Genomic DNA, 17,244 nt, shown 5'->3' on the forward strand with positions numbered 1-17,244 from the left:
ACTCTTGCCTTACACCCCCCTTTCTTTAGTTCAACTTATATTGATTAAGCAGTCACACCAGATACTCGATGAAAATCGTTTTGTCGATTTGTTGCAGCGACAAGGACACGCGATCCCCGCTTTTGAGCTCGAGCCCGGCGGCGGCATCCACGGCCCGTCCGGATTTCTCGAGGCGCGCGGCCGAAGCGTTGCGCAGGGTAATGCGGTCTCCCTTGGCCGGGGTGAACACGACTTTCTCCGTTTCCTTCAGTTCGGGCGCCAGCTGCAGCAGTTGATGGAGATTAAACTTGCCCTTGAACGCGGTAAGCTTCTTATATTGCGGGAAGGATTTCTCGCTCGTGTTCTCGTCGCGAATTTCGATGACGATCTGGCCCACGAAGCCGCGATTCGCCTGCTTGACCTTGCCGGCGATAAAGTAGGCGGCCGCGGCGAGCACGGCTAGAGCCGCCGCCGAACCGGCAACGATCAGCCAAGGGAACGGCTTCTCTGCGCTCCCTGCCGGGGGACCGGCCGGCGTAGCCGCCGCTCCGCCGGCGTTATCTTTGGCGCTCAGCGTCACCGGATCGGTTTCCCGGTAGAAGCTTTTTTCCTCGGCGCGGACCTTTAATTCATAATCGTGGGCTTCGGCAAAACGAAACGTTCCTTCAAATCGCTCGCCCGTGTTGTTCAGCTTCAATTCTTCCGTTTTGCCGCTATCCAGGTCCTTCACGATGAGCACCGCGTTCATGTTCGTGTACAGCTCGTCATTTTGCAGCTTCTGCCCGTTGCTCGTCAGATACGCTCCGATGTCCACCTTATCGCCCGGCTTGTAGCTCTTCGCGGCGATCTTGTCCATCTCCAGCTTGAGATCGTAGTTAAAGACGAGATTGATGTCGATTTTGTCCTTGGCCGCGCCCTTCACTCTGAGCTTCCAATCCCCCTCGGCGGGAGTCAACAGCTTAATGAGGGAATAGCTCTTCGACTTGGACAAAATCACGTCGTCCGAAGGCACCGCCACTTTGTCGCCGGAGGGGTTCACCAGCTCGGCTTCAACCGGTTTGGACGACATAATGGAAATATTCGCTTCGAGCACATTGGCGTTCGGCACGTTCACCGTCACTTCCTGGAAGCTGCCGGTGCCTGTCATGCTCTGGATCGGTACGATTTTGAGCTTCAAATGACTGGCGAAGATTTCACTAAGGATTTGCGGGAGATCGTCCGCCGAGCTGGTCGAGAACGATTTTGCCCCCGTCTGATCGGCCAAATCCTCAAGCGGCGCCTTGTTCAGCTTGCCGTCCGCATTCAGCCCGATCGTATAGATCGGAATGCCCGCGGCCTTCGCTTGATCAACGGCCTCGCCAAGCTCCCGGTCGGATTCGCTTTGCGTCCGTCCCGAGTTTTTGTTGAAATCGTTGTTGCCGTCGGCCAGCAGCACGATCATCGGCTCGTGCCCCGGTTCGGCCCCGTTTTGCAGCACCTTCACCGCCTCCCGAACGCCCACCGCGATATCGGTGTAGGGGCCTCTGTCCAGTCCGTCAATAAAGTTCTTTAAATCCTGCTTATCCTCCGGAGACTGAATCTTCAGCAGCGCCTTTTCCCGCTGGACCTTGTCCGTATAAGCCACAATCCCCACTTTGTCGCCTCTCGCGGACAGCATGTCGATGAACATCTTCATCGCTTCATTTCCGACTTTATTCGTGTCGCTCGTATTCATCGAGTTGCTTATATCGACAACGAGCACGGCATCGATCGACGAAGTCTGCTGAGCCGCGGCTCCTTGCGCGGCCGCCGCAGCGCCGGCCATAGCGACGCCGGCAAAGGACGCCAGTAACCAAATGACCATCAAAACCGTTAATATACGTGCGGATTGTTTATATCGATGCTGCATAATATTGCCCCTTTATTTTTAGATATAAATGCATGGTCAAAAGATGACTTTCTGAACGGCCTCGCAAAATGAAAATAGAAGCAGTTCCAGTTATATACTATACTAATGATAATAGATAAACCTTAAGAAAAGGTTACGAAAAAACCAGATCGCACCGCCATTATTCGCTAAAATCCGTCTTACGTCGTCATCCTCACATTAATTACGAAAGGAAATGGGATATGGTTACATACGGATGCCTCGTCCTGTTGTTTTTGTTTGCCATCATTAAGTCCTGTATATATTACTCTCGCAGAAACCGAATTGTTGCACCGCCGGAGCTCGATAGAAGACTTCTCCAATTAATTAACAGTGAAGAGAGAGAGCCATGAACAAGAAAAAAACGGTTATTCTGCACCCTCCATTAAAAACGAAATATGCCTACGAAAAGTTAAGATGCTGCAAATATTGCCAAAGCTATACCGCGCTAAATGAGGAGAAATGCACCGCCTGCGGCAAAACCGGTCTTATTCCGGTGACGGAAAAAGCGCGTCAAGCAGCGCGGCGCGCCCAGCACAATGATCTGCTGCTGGGTTTGTTTCTCACGCTGCTCGCTATTCTGTTCAGCCAGACCCTTCAGCTTATGGCCATATCAGCCGCAGCGGGGATTATGCTTCTTGGGCTGCTCTATTTTGTTCACCGTAAAACGCTCCACAGCCGCATTTCAATCAAGCTGAACGAGCTGTTCCACCGCGATCGCGATACAATCGCCGCAGGCCTTGTACGTAACCTTGAGACCGCTGTTGCCCAAGAGGATGAAGGGCGCTCCTATGAGATGATGCGGGAAGTCGCCAGGATCGTGCAAAACGACCACATCCGCAAGCTGCAGCTGATCCTGTTGCAGTCATTTGTGCTGAGGAAAGATATGGATCTGGAGCTTACGCCGCTCCTGCTGGAAGATTTCGATTCCGATCTGGCCGCGTATATTGGCGAGCTTGCCAAAATTAAGCGCGAGCTCATTAAAGACAAAGCTTTTCAATATGTTATCAAGTATGAGCGGCAAATCCTGGATATGGAGCGCGGGGAAGACATCCTGGCGGGCGTGGCCGGAGCGGCCGTTAGGTTGAAACGCTACGTTCTAGCCTATTCGGACTTCATTGCCCGATATGCCCGCAAGCTTCCCAAGGACCGTTTCCTCCGGTTATTTCGGATGATCGCCGATTCGCCCGATCTGGATTGGGGAGAGCTTATGGCCGAAACCGCCCGAATTCATAAGGAGAAATACCAGTGGGATGCCGACTTTCAACAAATAAAGCCGAGGTCTGCCGCCTATGACGGTTAGAAGATGGTTCACCCTGCATTATCTGCTCATGCTGTTATGTCTATTGACGATGCCTTTGCTGGTCCACAAAGGCATCGGGATATTCCAGAAGCTTGCCGCCATTCAAACGGCGGAACGTTTATACCACGGGAAGCAGCTTATAGAAGCCGAGGACTGGTACCGGAAGGCGCGGATTAACAGGAGCATACGCTACAAGGAGGAACTTATATCCTCACGGCTGGAGGAGCTCGCCCCCATTTCCTCCATGAAGGAAGACTTGGCGAATATTTCCGAACAAGCTTCCCGCGCGGATAGCAAGCGTGATTTTGAACTGCTTATGGACGCTTACACCAAGCTTCAGCAGGCGCAAAGCCGTTATTTGACGCCGGAAGAGCCTTATAGCGACTATTACCGTCAGTTGTCCGAGCATTACCGCTTCCCGCAAAACTTCACCGGTTATTTCAGAAGTTTTAAAACGATGTTTCTGGAGCAAATGGACCAAAATCTGACCGCTTCGAGTTATGAGGATGAATCTTTTAGGCGGAATCTGCTGCGCATTCCCGGGGGCTTGTTCGGTACGGAGCAGGAATGGCTTGATGAACTAATTACAGCCTTCCGGAGGTACGACGAAACCAAGCTGACGCGGATGGCCGCCGAAGGTCTCGTCGAACCCATGCTGAGCGATGCTACCGCCATGCTTGCGGAATACAAGTCCAATAACCTGGAAGCCCCCTGGATCATTTCCGAAGCGGACAGCTTGATTGAAGCGCTGCTGAAAAATGACTGGGACAATGACGACTACGCCGCTTTCGCCATGCACGCTCGGCAATTCACAACATTCGCTAGCTCTGCCTATCCGGAGTCTAAGGTACTCTCTTTAGCTAAAAGCCGAATGGAAGAGTTGATGCTGCGTGCTGGAAAAAACGCGGCAAACGGCGATTACCAGGAGGCGATCGATCTTTACACGGCCATCGGCCACTATCAGGATACGCAGGCGGAAATCAGGGCGGCCGAATTGGCCTGGACTTTGGCTGAACCGGCCCGGATGCTTCCTTCCCCGGCGGGTGGAAGCGGCTATGCGCATATCGTGAGCGGACGCGACCGGTTTGGAGCGAAGCTTTATGTAGCGGCGACAGACCAAAACAATAAACTATATTTTGGCCGCATGAACGCGGAGGAAAGCGTGCAGATTTTGTCCAATCAGGACCTCGCTCCGCAGGAGCAGATCCGCACTATTGCGGTTGATCGGGACTTAAGTACGGATACCATTCCCGTTATCGTCATCGAAGCGGCATCCGAGGCGAGGAACGCCCGTTATGCCGCATTTGAAGTGCGCGAGAGCAGCATTGCGCTCCTCTACTCCATAGAGGGAGACAGCCTGACCGTCCAGCCGGATGGAACGCTTCTGGTGGTTAATCCGGTTGGCGAAGGGGAAGGACAAACGGCGATATTCGCCCGTTCCGGCGGCATTTATCAGTTCGCAGGCGTCAAGCAGGATATCCTGGATATTTCCGCCGACAGCGTCAGCCAGTATCCCAACTCGCTGGTCCGCTTCACCTGCACCGTCATCCGTTCCGGAGCGGGAGAAGCGCTATGTATGGGCAGCAATAGCTTAATCCTGTTAAGTGGAGATATCCCTCCTTCCGCCGAAGCGGTTAATGTCACCGTCACGGGACGCTTTAAGCAGTACGCCGAACAAACTGTGGATGAGCAGTTAATAGGACAAATCGCAGCAGTGCTGAATGGGGCGACCGGCGGACCAACAGGCGGACAGGATAAAGGACAGATTGAGGAGCAAGTTGAGGATCAGGTTAATAGGGAGAGTGAAGGATCAGGCAACGGACAGATTGAGAGCCAAGCTGAAGAGCAGCATGACGGGCCTGTTGATGGGCAGGCTGATGGGCAGATTGCAAGACAGGCTGCAGAACAAGTTGACGGAAAGGGTGCCGGGCGGATTGAGGGGCAGGCTGCAGGAACGGGTGAAGGAGCGTCGAATGGACTGCTGCAAAGCCTTGCTGGAGCCAATCAAATATCGGTTCCCGTGGTCGAGGTAGAAACGATCCGGTAATGTACATTGTCGCGCTAACGGTTGTGCTCGGGCTTATTTGGGCGAAGCAGCCCTTTTCCCTAAGAAAACACGGGGAATAAGCTCGACCGCAACCTTACATCTTGCAGATCCCCGTTTTTGCCCAATTAGCGGCGCTCACAATCGCTCACAACCGTTAGAATTTTCGCATCCACCTGTTAATGAAAACATAAGGACAAAAAATGTCGTTATTCCGGCGACATCCGTCCATATGAGAGAAATAGAGGAAATTTATGTCGCTATTTTCCCCGGTCGCAAGGAAATGCATGCGTTCTAGTGCATTCTTAGGAAAATAAGGACAAAAAGTACCGCTAAGTTGGATCCACATGCCTGGCTCCGGATAATAAGAACATAAATTTCCGCTATTTTTAACGGCACAGCCGGCGACGGGCCGCTATCGTCGTTCCAGAGGCTGACGGCCGGCAGCTTTGTCATTCCTGCAGCCAACGGCGGGATCGTCTTCATCGTGCAGCAGCCGGCTGCAAACCGGCGATTTCCAGTGGGCCGAGCCCCCTTTCAACAGACAAAAAACACCACAGCAAAGAGGTCTTCTCTCTACTGTGGTATGCCCATATAACTGATATTAGTTCTCCCCAAGCTCCCCGCCGCTGGGGTAAATCATCACCTTGACGCTGGTTTCTTTGTTCGTCCTTGCCAGTTCAACCGCGTTTTTGATGTCGCTCAGCGGGAATTTGTGCGTAATGATTTTGCGGATATCCTGCTTGGCACGGCTTAAAATCTCGATAGCGGCCGGGTACGTATTGGCGTAGCGGAAAACGCCGGACACATCAAGCTCGGCGTCGATCAACGCCCCGATATCGACGGGCACGGCATCTTTGGCCGGCAAGCCGATCAGGACGATCCTCCCCCCGCGCTTCGCGAACCGGATGGTGTCGGCGATGGCGCCGGGATTCCCGGAGGTCTCGATGATCAGATCGAAGCCTTCTCCCCCGGTCAAGGGCGCCAGCCGCTCCTCCAAGCCCCCCGGGGCAGACGGATCAAACGCCTCCTGAGCTCCCATATCCAAAGCCAGCTTACGGCGAAACTCCACCACGTCGCTGCCGAAAACCTGAGAGGCGCCGAACATTTTAGCCGCCTCCAGCGCCAGCAGCCCGATGGGGCCTAGCCCGAGGACCAGCACCCGGTCGTATGGCTGAATCCGCCCCCGCTTTACGGCATGGAACCCGACCGACAAAGGCTCGAGCAGCGCCCCTTCCTCGAAGGACATCTCCGCCGGCAGCGGAAACAAAAAATCGCTGCGGACGGTCGCGTATTCGGCCCAGGCCCCGTCCACCGGCGGGGTGGCCATAAACGCCACCTCCGGGCAAAGATTGTAGCGCCCGCTTTTGCAATACGCGCATTTCCCGCAAGTGACGCCCGGCTCAACGGCGACCCGGTCGCCCACGCGAACATTGGTCACCCGCTCGCCCGTCTCCACCACCACGCCGGCCAACTCGTGACCCAAGACCAGCGGCTGCTTCACTTCATAGCGGCCGATCCGCCCATGCTCGTAATAATGCACGTCCGAGCCGCAAATCCCTCCTAAATGGAAGCTAGTTTAACTATCGCTCCAGCCGAAACACAACCGCTTCATAAGGATGCATCGTGAACCTGCTCTGCTTTCGGTCCGGACGGTCCGGGTAATTGGACAGTACAACCTCCCGTTTAAAACCTGCAAACTCCGGCGGAACGGTAAATTCCGGAGCATTGCCGTAGAAGTTCAACACGATCAGGAACGCCCGTCCTTCAAATGTGCGCGAATAGACGAAAATTTCCGGGTGCTCGTCCAGCCAGCCGTCGTATCTTCCGTAGATCAGCGCTTCGTTTTCCTTACGCAGGCAAATCAGTGCTTTGTAATAATTCAGGACTGAATCCGCTTCCTGAAGCTGCCGTTTTACGTTGATTTCGTGGTAATTGGGGTTAATGTTGATCCAAGGCACGCCGGTTGTAAACCCGCCAAACAGCGAATCATCCCATTGCATCGGCGTGCGGGCGTTGTCGCGGGCCCGGAAAGCGATCCTGCGCATCGTTTCCTCGACGTCTTTGCCGTCCATCAAGCGCTCACGGTAGAAGTTGTAGATTTCCACATCGCGGTAATCGGTCAGTTCCTTAAACACGACGTTGGTCATGCCGATTTCCTGTCCTTGATAAATAAACGGCGTGCCTTGCATCAGCATAAAAAAGGTCGCCAGCATCTTGGCGGATTCCTTCGGGTAGTTCTCGGGATCGCCAAAACGGGAGACGGAACGCGGCTGATCGTGATTTTCCAGGTAGAGCGCGTTCCATCCGATGCCCTCCAGCCCCGTCTGCCACTTCCCCATGATTCTCTTCAGCTTCGCCATCTCCCAAGGCCCGAAATCCCAGCGGCCTTCCGGACCGAAATCGAGATTGACGTGTTCAAACTGGAAGATCATGTTGAAAGCCCCGTTCTCTTCGCCGATCCAGCGGTCGGCTTCGGAAATCGGCGCGCCGCTAGCTTCCCCCCACCGTCATAATATCGTAGTCGGCAAAAGCTTCGCGCTTGAATAGCTGCAGGAAATCATGGATTCCTTCCACATTGCGGTGCCCGTCCATAGCATCCACATACCGCAGCTTGTGCGGGTTGGGCATGTCCGGCAGCCCCGGCAGCTTCTTAATGTGCGTGATCGCGTCGACCCTGAACCCATCGATACCCTTGTCCAGCCACCAGCGGATCATGTTGACCAGTTCCTGCCGGACTTGGGGATTTTCCATGTTCAGATCCGGCTGTCTCCGGGAATACAGATGCAGGAAATATTGTCCGGTCGTCTCGTCGTATTCCCAGGCCGAACCGTTAAACATCGATTCCCAGTTGTTCGGCTCGCCCCCGTCCTTGCCGTCCCGCCAAATATAATAGTCGCGCTTCGGGTTGTTGCGGGAAGAACGGGATTCGATAAACCACGGATGCTCGTCCGAGGTATGGTTCAGCACCAGGTCCATAATAACTTTCATCCCACGCTCATGGATACCGGACAACAGCCGGTCAAAATCCTCCATCGTGCCGAATTCGTCCATAATGTCCTGATAATCGCTAATATCATAACCGTTATCGTCATTGGGCGATTTATAGATCGGACAAATCCAGATAACATCAATCCCCAGCTCTTGCAAATAATCCAGCTTGGAGATGATGCCGGGAATGTCGCCGACGCCATCGCCGTTCGAATCCATGAAGCTCCGCGGATAAATTTGATACGCGACCGCTTCTTTCCACCATACTTTTCGCATTTTTGGTTCCCCCCATAACATCTTTATCCAATATTCAGAACGCGTTTGCGAGGAACTGGTCAACCTCCGAAGCTTCGGGCATCCCGTTTTGGGCCCCGAATTTGGTGACCGCCAGCGCCGAGGCGGCGACGGCGTATTCGGCCGCCTCCTTTAGCCCCAAGCCTTTGGCGATGGACACCGCAAGCGCCGCGTTAAAGCAATCCCCGGCTCCCGTCGTGTCCGAGACTTCCATCTTTCTGCCGGGAATATGGAACGTATGGCCGGACGCATTCATGTGCACCACGCCGTCCGCCCCAAGCGTAACCATAATGGAGGGAAGCCCTTTATCAATCATCCTCCGCATGGCGGCATAAAGCGCAGAGAAATCGGTTGCTTTCAAAATCTCCGGCATGCCCGCCAAAATGGACAGTTCCTGGCGGTTTGGCGTTAACAAATGCAGCATCGGGTAAATTTCTTCCGGCAATGGCTGGGCCGGAGCCGGATTCAGGATGATTTTCTTCCCCCTACCATGCGCATATTTAATACTTGCCACCACCGTGTCCAGCGGAATCTCCAGTTGCAGCAGGACAACATCCGCCCGGTCGATATGCGACTTGCGCTGTTCGATATCGGACCAGGTGATTTTTCCGTTCGCCCCAGGGATGACCACAATCCGATTGTCCCGGTCGTGGACCCAGATCGAGGCGATCCCCGTCTTCTCCTCCGGCATCACGTTCAGCGCCTGAACAATGGAATACTGTTTTAATTCCTGCAGCATCTGCTCGCCAAAGCGATCTTTTCCCACCGCACCTATAAAAGAAGTTTCCATGCCGAGCCGGGAAGCCGCCACGGCCTGATTCGCCCCTTTTCCTCCGGGCAGAAGCTTGACCCCGGCGCCCATGATCGTCTCTCCTTTTTCGGGAAGAACCGGGGTCTCTATGACAATATCCATATTCATACTGCCGATCACGACAATATTTGGATTTTGCGTGCCTGTCATTGCTACTCACTATCCCTTCGCGTTGAATCCCTGATGTTTAATGACACGTTGATCTCGATGACCTCGGCGTCGAATTTCGTATCCCGGGCTTCAATCTGTTGTACCAGCGTGCGCGCCGCCTTTTCCCCCATTTCGTAAATGGGCTGAGCGACGGTCGTCAGCTCGGGTTCGATCATTTCGGCCAGCTTAATGCCGTCGAATCCACATACGGCGATGTCCTCCGGCACCTTCACACCCTTCCGGTGAAGCGCCTTAAGCGCGCCGATTGCCATAAAATCGTTGCCGGCAAAAATGCCGTCAATGTCGGGATGCCGCAGCAGCAGCGTTTCGACCGCCTGCATCCCGCCCTCCAGTTGAAAGTGGCCGGGCGCCATTAATGAAGGGGTGTACCAAGAAAAAGATTTAACATAGTCTTCGTAACCGTTTAACCGTTCCTGGGCGGTGACGATTTCCTGTGGACCATAGATGTGGGCGATCTTTTTGCAGCCTATGTCAAGCAGATGCTTTACGGCAAGCTGAGCTCCCTCGTAGTTGTTGCAGCGGATTAACGTGCATTTTTCCGTATCGGACGAACGGTCCAGCACTACCACGGGAATATTGTCCCGGCGAAGCTTGTTCAGTTCCTCCTGCGTCAGATAATTGGAGGCATAGATGATCCCGTCGATGCGCCGCTTGCGCAGCGCCTCCAGATAGCTTTTTTCCTTAAAGTCACGGTTGTCGGAATTGCAGAAGAACACGGTGTAACCCCGCTGCTGGCAAATATCCTCCACGGCCCGGGCCAGTTCGGAAAAAAACGGGTTTGTAATATCAGGCAAAATTAGAGCAATCGTAGGCATGCTGCGATCCGCCAACCGGCGGAATATCAGCGGCTCGTACTCGAGCCGCTCCATAGCATCCATTATCCGCTGTTCCGCCTGCTTGCTGACATATCCATTTTGATTAATCATGCGGGATACCGTTGCAATCGATACTCCCGCCAGTTCCGCCACATCTTTGATCGTCGCCAAGTTTCAACACCACCACATAGTTTCTATATATATTTACAGCAAATTTACAGTAAAGGCTTTACTTGATAGGATGAATAGGCCGTACGGCTTCCTCCGTCATTGCCGAAGCCGATGGCGCCGCGCAAATAAGGCGCGTCTTCATCGCGATACTGAATCGCCGGGCTTCCGTCGACCGAAACCTCGATCAGGGAGCCCCGCACGCTGACTTCCAGTTCATATTCCAATCCATGCTTCCAAGGGAACGCTTGGGATTGCAGCGTTCGGTAGCCTTCGAAGTTTTTGTACAAAGCAATCGTTTGCCCTGGTGCCAGTCCGACAACGTACCCCCGCATCGCTCCCTGCACGCGGAACAGGATGGAATGCTGCTCGCCTTTGAGCGGTTTCAGCTTGACCCGGAACCGGTAATCGTCCCACAAATGCGAACCCGTATAGCATTCGGCCGGTTCGAATCCGTGGCCGCCGGCCAGCCGGCCTTCCTCCAATCTCCATATCCCCCGCAGGTAAGTCATCTGCGACACCGTCTGGTGCAGAGCGTTCCATTTCTCCATGCGCTGGGAGGCAAAATCGACGGCATAATCCGCAGACCCATACACTTTGAACTCGTCCAGGAACCATTTCAAGGAAAAAGACTTCTCCCGCAGGCTGGAATCTCCGCTCACTGTGTACTCCATACCGACCTTGCCAATCACCGCGTTCTCGGCATACGGAATTTGGTAGCCGATCCGCTGCCATTCCCCATTCAAAATGAGCGGGGCACTGTACAGGCGACGTCCGGTGAAAACGTCCTCCGCAAACAAGCGCACATGGAGTCCGGTGCCTACCGTCTCATCGAGCTTGAGCCACGCTTCCACGGTCTGTCCGGGATATACGGTCGGTGAGATGTCCGGATCATAGCGGCTGTCGTCGAAATCGCTCGGCGAGCCGTACGTCAGGAAAAACACGTCGAAAGTCGTTCCGGTAAACACCGAAGGCGCCGTAAGCTGCAAGGATCGCCGTCCTTTGTAAGCCTCGCGGTCCGTATTGGCGAGCAGAATCCGCTCATTCCCGCGGTATTTCCATTCCAGTGCATGCGTGGAGCCAGGCAGTTCAAAATGCAGATAATGGACGCTGTCGTCCCGCAAAATCTCCTCCCATTCCGGGATCGGCCCCCCGTTTAACTTGCTGGCCAACTTGGCCGTATCGGCGGTGATTTGCGGGATCGTCTGCAAATTCAAGCTGCCCAAAATGCCGGAGCAGCAGACGAAATCGTTGATCGGGTCTTTCCACTTCGCCTCGATTCCGCCGGGGCCGTTCAGAACGCCAAGAATCGTTCCCACATTCCCCACATTGCAGTCCGTATCCCACCCGCACATATTGCAGATATTGATCGTCCGGCTGAAGTCGCCCTGTCCGTACAATAAGGATAACACGATTACGGCCGCGTTAGGAATAATATGGCAGACCCCTTCATAATGCTGGTACCCGTATTTTTCCTGAACATAAGCAAACGCTTCACGCCAGTCCTCCGGATGCTCAAGGTGGAAGGCCATGACATCCTGCGCCATTCGCGCGTAATCGCTGGTTTCCTCAATGACGGATAATCCGTCGGCAAGGATCTCCTCCACCTTACCCTTCACAAACGCTGATGCGATGCAGGCGGCAATAAAACGCCCGCCGCGGATGCCGTCCCCGCCGTGCGTCACGCTCGACATCATCCCCGCAAGCTCCGCCGCTTTGAACGGATCACCCGGGCATACCAGCCCCCAGCAGTCCGAAAAAATCTGCCCGCCGATCTGCTCGGCCGCCGTTTTGCCGTTCTGCTCAATGGAACCGGACAGCGGAGCGGGAACGCCGTTTTTCAAATTCAGGTAAGCCGTATGCTCGGTCGAAACGCCGTAGCCTCCCCACCAGAAGAAGCCGTGCCCTTCCCCCGCGTAGTTACGCAGCGTATGGGCCATTTCCCGCTCCGTTAGCCGGTTCGGATCAAAGTCGGCCAACGCCCGCATAAAAAATACCGGACCATTGATATCATCATCCGCCGCAAAATGCTTGAATAAATAGGGATAGTCCGTAATTTCCCCGAAGGTTTGCCCGATCCGCTCGTAAGACCAGCCCTCGATATTGGCGCCATGCACCACGCCGATCACCTTGCCTAACCAGCCTCCATACAATTTTTCCATGTAGTCTTTAGGAAATGCCATCCGTATCACCCCGTTATTAGCTTTTAACAGCCCCGCCCGTTAAACCGGCGATAATTTGCTTTTGGAAAAAGACGTACACCAGCATGATTGGGATCACCGTCATGACGAACGATGCAAAGGCCAGATTGTAATTAAACGAATATTGCGATTTGAAGTTATATTGGAATAACGGAAGCGTCCAAAACGTTTCCGATTTGTTCAAAATCAGCAGCGGCAGCAGGAAGTCGTTCCAGATCCAAAAGGAATTGACGATAATCACCGTGGCGGTCAAAGGAGCCAGCAGCGGAAAAATGACCGAACGGTACGTTCTGAATTTGGAGCAGCCGTCCACCTCCGCCGCCTCTTCCAATTCTTTCGGAATCGTCGTACGAATGTAGCCAACATATAAGAATACGCCTTGCGTTAGCGCGTAAGTCACGTAAAGCAAAATCAGCCCGAAACGGTTCAGCAGGTCAAGCTCCGTCATCAGTCGGGTCACGGGCAGCATGATCACCTGGAAAGGAATGATAATTCCCATAATAAACAGAATGTACAATGTTTTGAAATACCATTTGTTCATATTGCGGCTGATGGCGTAGGCCGTAAGCGGCACAACCAGCAGGATCAACAAGATAGAAACCAGCGTAATCAAAACGGAGTTGGAGAAAAATTGAAAGAAATTATTGTTAAACAGCACTTCCTGGAAATTGCCCAAATACAGCTCCGATGGGAAAGCAAAAAAGTTTCTGGCGCTTTCCTTGCTTGTTTTGAATGCCGTGATCACCGTCAAATAGAGGGGCAGAAAAATGACAACCAAGCCGGCGGACAACAAAATATAGCTGACCGCGGACAATCGCTTTTCACTGCTGCCATTCATCATGCATTCACCTCCAGTCTGCTCATGGAGCGGATTTGTACGATCGATACGATGGCAATGATAACAAACAAGACAATTGCCAGCGAACTCGCGTAACTGAATTTAAATTCCTGAAAGGCAAAATTATAGACGAGCAATCCTACGCTCTCCGTTGTTCTGCCTGGTCCCCCTCCCGTCATCGCCATAATGTAATCAAAAGCGGTGAGCCCGCTTTTGGCCGAGAGGATCACGACGATATTTAAGGTTGGGATCAGAAATGGAATGACGACGGAGCGGAACCGCTGCCAAGGGGTGGCGCCATCAAGGCTGGCCGCTTCGAGCAAATCCTTGGGCACGCTCTGCAGAGCCGCCAGGAACAGCAGCGTCGGAATGGCCAAGCCTTGCCACAGGCTGACGAACAACAAGCCGAAGAAGGCCAAATCCGGATTGGACAGCAAATTCCGCGATAGCATGTCCGAGCCGACGGCTTTGCCAAAAGCCGGAAGGGCCTGGGAGAACAACTGGTTGAAAATCAAGCCGACGGTAATCATGCTGAGTACGGCCGGAAAAAAATACGTCGTCCGGTAAAACGATTGGAAGCGGCGAACGCGATTGAGCAGCAAAGCGATCACTACGGCAAGCACCACGGTCAGGACGATCAGGCCCAGTGCATATTTAAAGGTAAAGCCTAGGCTGCTCAGAATCCGGTCATCCTGAACCAGCCGCACATAGTTGTCCACCCCAATGAAATGACTCGTCTTGCTCAGCCCGTCCCAATCGCTCAGACTGTACAAAAATCCGTTCACCATCGGGTAAAGGAAGAAAACGGCGTACAACAGAAGCGCCGGCAGTGTAAACAAGTAATGGGCATATCTGTTGAATGTTTTCATCACAATCCCCCTCTTTTCAAAAATAAATGTGGAAACCGGAGAGAATGATGCATTCATCCTCTCCAGTCCGCCTTTATCTTACTTGCCAAACTCCTGGTTGATCCACTTGAGCAAGGCGTCCTTGTCTTTCATGATCAGATACGCGGAGGTTTCTGTGCCCCAGCTGGAATCGAGGCCCGCCTTCCAGTTAAAGTGAAGCCATGGATAATAACGCCCGTCCTCCGTAATCAGCTTTGTGACATCCTCCGTTTGCGGAGCGTCCGCTTTGACGCCCGTGATGGTGGAAGGGGACTTCTCATTGTCCGCCAAATATTGCGCCGTCTGCTGATCGGCCATAAACTTCACGAACTTTTTGGCTTCTTCCGGGTGTTCCGTGGAAGCGGAGATCGCCAGCGCGTAATCGATGCCGCCTACGACAGCCCCGTTACCGCCTTCATTCGGAATAGGGAACATCTTGTATGCATCTTCCATGCCGGCTTGTTCGATCACCGGGACAGCCCAAATGCCTTGCGGAAGCATGAGCGCTTGTCCCGTGGCAAACAGATTTACGGCATCCGGATAATCCGCCCCTGCAGCGTCAGGCTGGCTGTTGTCGCGAATAAAATCCATTTGCGCTATTAGCTTCTGAACGCCGGGATCATCTGCCGCCTTGACCGAAGCGTCCTGGAAAAATCCGTTGGCCGCTTCATAGCCCACGGCATTGGTCAGCAGCGCTTCGGTGAGATGGCCCGCGGACCAGGCCGCCTTAAAGCTGGTGGCAAACGGGATAGCGCCCTTCTCCTTAATCGCAGCCGCAGTTTGTTCCAGTTCCGCCCAGGTTGCCGGTACCTTCAAGCCGAGCTCGGCAAATTTACCGGCATTGTAAAAAATGCCGTAAGCGTTTACTGTAAGCGGCGCGCTGTAGTCTTTGCCGTTCACTTTGACGCCGTCCAAAAATTGCGGATTGATGTTCGCAAGCACATCGCTGCCGGTCAAATCCATAAAGTAATCGGACTCGGCTTGCGTTTTGAAATCGGATTCATTCGGAAATATGGACATGATATCGGGCGCATCGCTGCTGGCCAGCCGGTTGTACAACACTTTTCGCGAATCCGGAACCTGCACCTGATTGACTTTAATGTTCGGGTTCTCCGCCTCGAAATTGGCGATGATCTGGTTCAGATAGTCCTTGACTTCGGACTTCTGGTTGAAGATTTCCAGCGTCACCTGCTCCCCCGAACCTTGTTTTGCGTTTGCGCCTTCACTTGCGCCTCCGCCGGACGACTTGCCTCCGCAACCCGCCACGACAAGCATCAGAGCCAGCATCGAAATCCCCAATATTTTCTTTGTTTTCATATAGAGCCCCCCTGTTCATTTAAGCAATCTTTGCAAAAACAGTTGAATGAAAGCTTCGCTTTTTACCTCTACGGCAGCCAGCACATTGGTCTCCATCGGCCTCTCGAAGAATACGTCTCTGTGTTCGATCGTCATCCCCCTTGTAAACTCCCCCTTGCACTCTATGGAAATCTTTTTTGGCGCAAGGTCCAACAAATCCGGATGACTAAGATAAGCAACCGTCAATGGATCATGCAGGATAGGGAGATGTTTCGACGAATCCATCCACATCGTTATCAGGCGCGACAAAAAATCGGTTTCCATTCTCCCCGCGCGCTTGATCCGATCCACATCGGCCTGGGTTAACCGACACTGCAGGGTGACGTCGAGGCCGATCATCGTCAGCTTCAGCCCCGCATCAAAGACGATTCTCGCCGCTTCCGGATCACACACGATGTTCCACTCCGGGTAAAAAGCCGAGTGCATCCCGCCCATCATCACAATGTTGGCGCCCCGCATCACCTCGGGAGCTTTCATCACCGCGCAGGCCACGTTGGTCAGCGGGCCGATGGCGACAATCGTCAAGTCCGGGTCGCGCCGCACCTGATCGATCAGAAAATCCGCCGCATGCTGCTCGCAGTTGTGATCGATGTCCTTGTATTCCTCCGCCCACTGGCACGGAATGCTGGCGGTATCCGTCTTGTTGATTAACGGGCTGCCGATACCGGTCGCCACAGGAATGTCCAATCTCCCGTAAGCTTTGAGCAATTGCAGGGCCAACTTCGTACGCAGGCCGGTGTTTCTGTACACCGTCGTTAATCCGGCCAAGTCCAGTTCCGGGGAATTCAGAGCCAACACAATCGCCAGCGCGTCGTCGATATCGTCGCCGATATCCGTGTCTATGACGATCCGTCTTATCCTTACCACCTCTTTCATAGGATTCAAAAAGCGAGCAAGACGGAAAATCTACCATACAAAATGATAATAATATGTAAATTTTACATCATTCTCCGCTTTTTATAGCGCTATCATAGCAAATGAAAGCGTTTCTATCAAGCTATTTTTATTTATAGTTTTTCATTTAATACCTTGAAAATCCCATAAACCCTTATAAAATAAGAGTTTGTCGCACCGTGATTTATTTTCGTAAGTTTCGCATTACATTATGTAAATTTTACACATACTATGAAATTAAGAAAACCGCCTGACGGCGTCCTTTAATGGCTCTGACTTCTACTTTGGAGCGATTGGTGGCTCTTCCTAAACTTTGGACGCTGCTCTAACGGACACCAGCGACCTTATCCGCCCATTTCCCGGGTATTTCCAAGGCTAACGGACACAGGCGGCCCTATTTCGCTCTAAACCTGTTCATCCAGGCCGATGGGGTAAATAAGGGCTTCTGTGTCCGTTACATTTTGCAATCCTCCGTTTTTCATCAAATAACGGCTCTGGTGTCCCTTAGCCCCCTGATTCCTCTTCTCCCGCCTCTCTACCTGCGCATCGCCCTGTACCATGCCCAAACTTTTATAAATTCTACAAG

Annotated in this window: 11 protein-coding genes and 1 pseudogene; 2 read left to right on the plus strand and 10 right to left on the minus strand. The window is 53.2% G+C overall.

The features are described from left to right. Nucleotides 1-52: 52 nt before the first annotated feature. Complete coding sequence (locus tag DYE26_RS20460) at nt 53-1,867, minus strand: vWA domain-containing protein (RefSeq protein ID WP_036626657.1); 1,815 nt, start codon at nt 1,865-1,867, stop codon at nt 53-55. 367 nt (nt 1,868-2,234) lie between these two features. Here DYE26_RS20460 and DYE26_RS20465 point away from each other — a divergent pair, with 367 nt between their 5' ends. Continuing rightward, entirely contained in the window at nt 2,235-3,188 is a 954-nt protein-coding gene (locus DYE26_RS20465; RefSeq protein ID WP_036626659.1) for a hypothetical protein, read from the plus strand. Then, nucleotides 3,178-5,235, plus strand: a complete 2,058-nt coding sequence (locus DYE26_RS20470; RefSeq protein WP_036626660.1) for a hypothetical protein — start codon at nt 3,178-3,180, stop codon at nt 5,233-5,235. The genes DYE26_RS20465 and DYE26_RS20470 overlap by 11 nt, the downstream gene beginning before the upstream one ends. 601 nt (nt 5,236-5,836) lie before the next feature. Here DYE26_RS20470 and DYE26_RS20475 read toward each other — a convergent pair. From DYE26_RS20475 to DYE26_RS20515, 9 genes and pseudogenes are all read right to left on the minus strand, one after another. Beyond that, complete coding sequence (locus tag DYE26_RS20475) at nt 5,837-6,790, minus strand: NAD(P)-dependent alcohol dehydrogenase (protein ID WP_036626661.1); 954 nt, start codon at nt 6,788-6,790, stop codon at nt 5,837-5,839. A gap of 25 nt (nt 6,791-6,815) precedes the next feature. After that, a pseudogene (locus DYE26_RS20480) lies at nt 6,816-8,499 on the minus strand (glycoside hydrolase family 13 protein). A 34-nt stretch (nt 8,500-8,533) separates the two neighbouring features. Continuing rightward, complete coding sequence (gene rbsK, locus DYE26_RS20485) at nt 8,534-9,478, minus strand: ribokinase (RefSeq protein WP_036626662.1); 945 nt, start codon at nt 9,476-9,478, stop codon at nt 8,534-8,536. Between the two features lie 2 nt (nt 9,479-9,480). Then, nucleotides 9,481-10,485 carry a LacI family DNA-binding transcriptional regulator gene (locus DYE26_RS20490; RefSeq protein WP_036626664.1) on the minus strand — a complete coding sequence of 335 codons (1,005 nt, stop codon included), beginning with the start codon at nt 10,483-10,485 and terminating at the stop codon, nt 9,481-9,483. Between the two features lie 44 nt (nt 10,486-10,529). Further along, nucleotides 10,530-12,665 (minus strand): ADP-ribosylglycohydrolase family protein, encoded by a 2,136-nt coding sequence (locus tag DYE26_RS20495; protein WP_036626665.1) that lies wholly within the window; start codon nt 12,663-12,665, stop codon nt 10,530-10,532. A 16-nt stretch (nt 12,666-12,681) separates the two neighbouring features. Continuing rightward, nucleotides 12,682-13,524 carry a carbohydrate ABC transporter permease gene (locus DYE26_RS20500; protein ID WP_227872881.1) on the minus strand — a complete coding sequence of 281 codons (843 nt, stop codon included), beginning with the start codon at nt 13,522-13,524 and terminating at the stop codon, nt 12,682-12,684. Beyond that, the gene (locus DYE26_RS20505) at nt 13,521-14,390 is read right to left on the minus strand and encodes a carbohydrate ABC transporter permease (RefSeq protein ID WP_036626667.1); all 870 of its coding nucleotides are present in this window, start codon (nt 14,388-14,390) and stop codon (nt 13,521-13,523) included. The genes DYE26_RS20500 and DYE26_RS20505 overlap by 4 nt, the downstream gene beginning before the upstream one ends. A 78-nt stretch (nt 14,391-14,468) precedes the next feature. After that, nucleotides 14,469-15,725, minus strand: a complete 1,257-nt coding sequence (locus DYE26_RS20510; protein ID WP_036626669.1) for an extracellular solute-binding protein — start codon at nt 15,723-15,725, stop codon at nt 14,469-14,471. A gap of 15 nt (nt 15,726-15,740) precedes the next feature. Then, nucleotides 15,741-16,631, minus strand: a complete 891-nt coding sequence (locus DYE26_RS20515) for a nucleoside hydrolase (RefSeq protein WP_164815248.1) — start codon at nt 16,629-16,631, stop codon at nt 15,741-15,743. Nucleotides 16,632-17,244: the final 613 nt, after the last annotated feature.

The organism is Paenibacillus macerans (assembly GCF_900454495.1).
Classification (GTDB): domain Bacteria; phylum Bacillota; class Bacilli; order Paenibacillales; family Paenibacillaceae; genus Fontibacillus; species Fontibacillus macerans.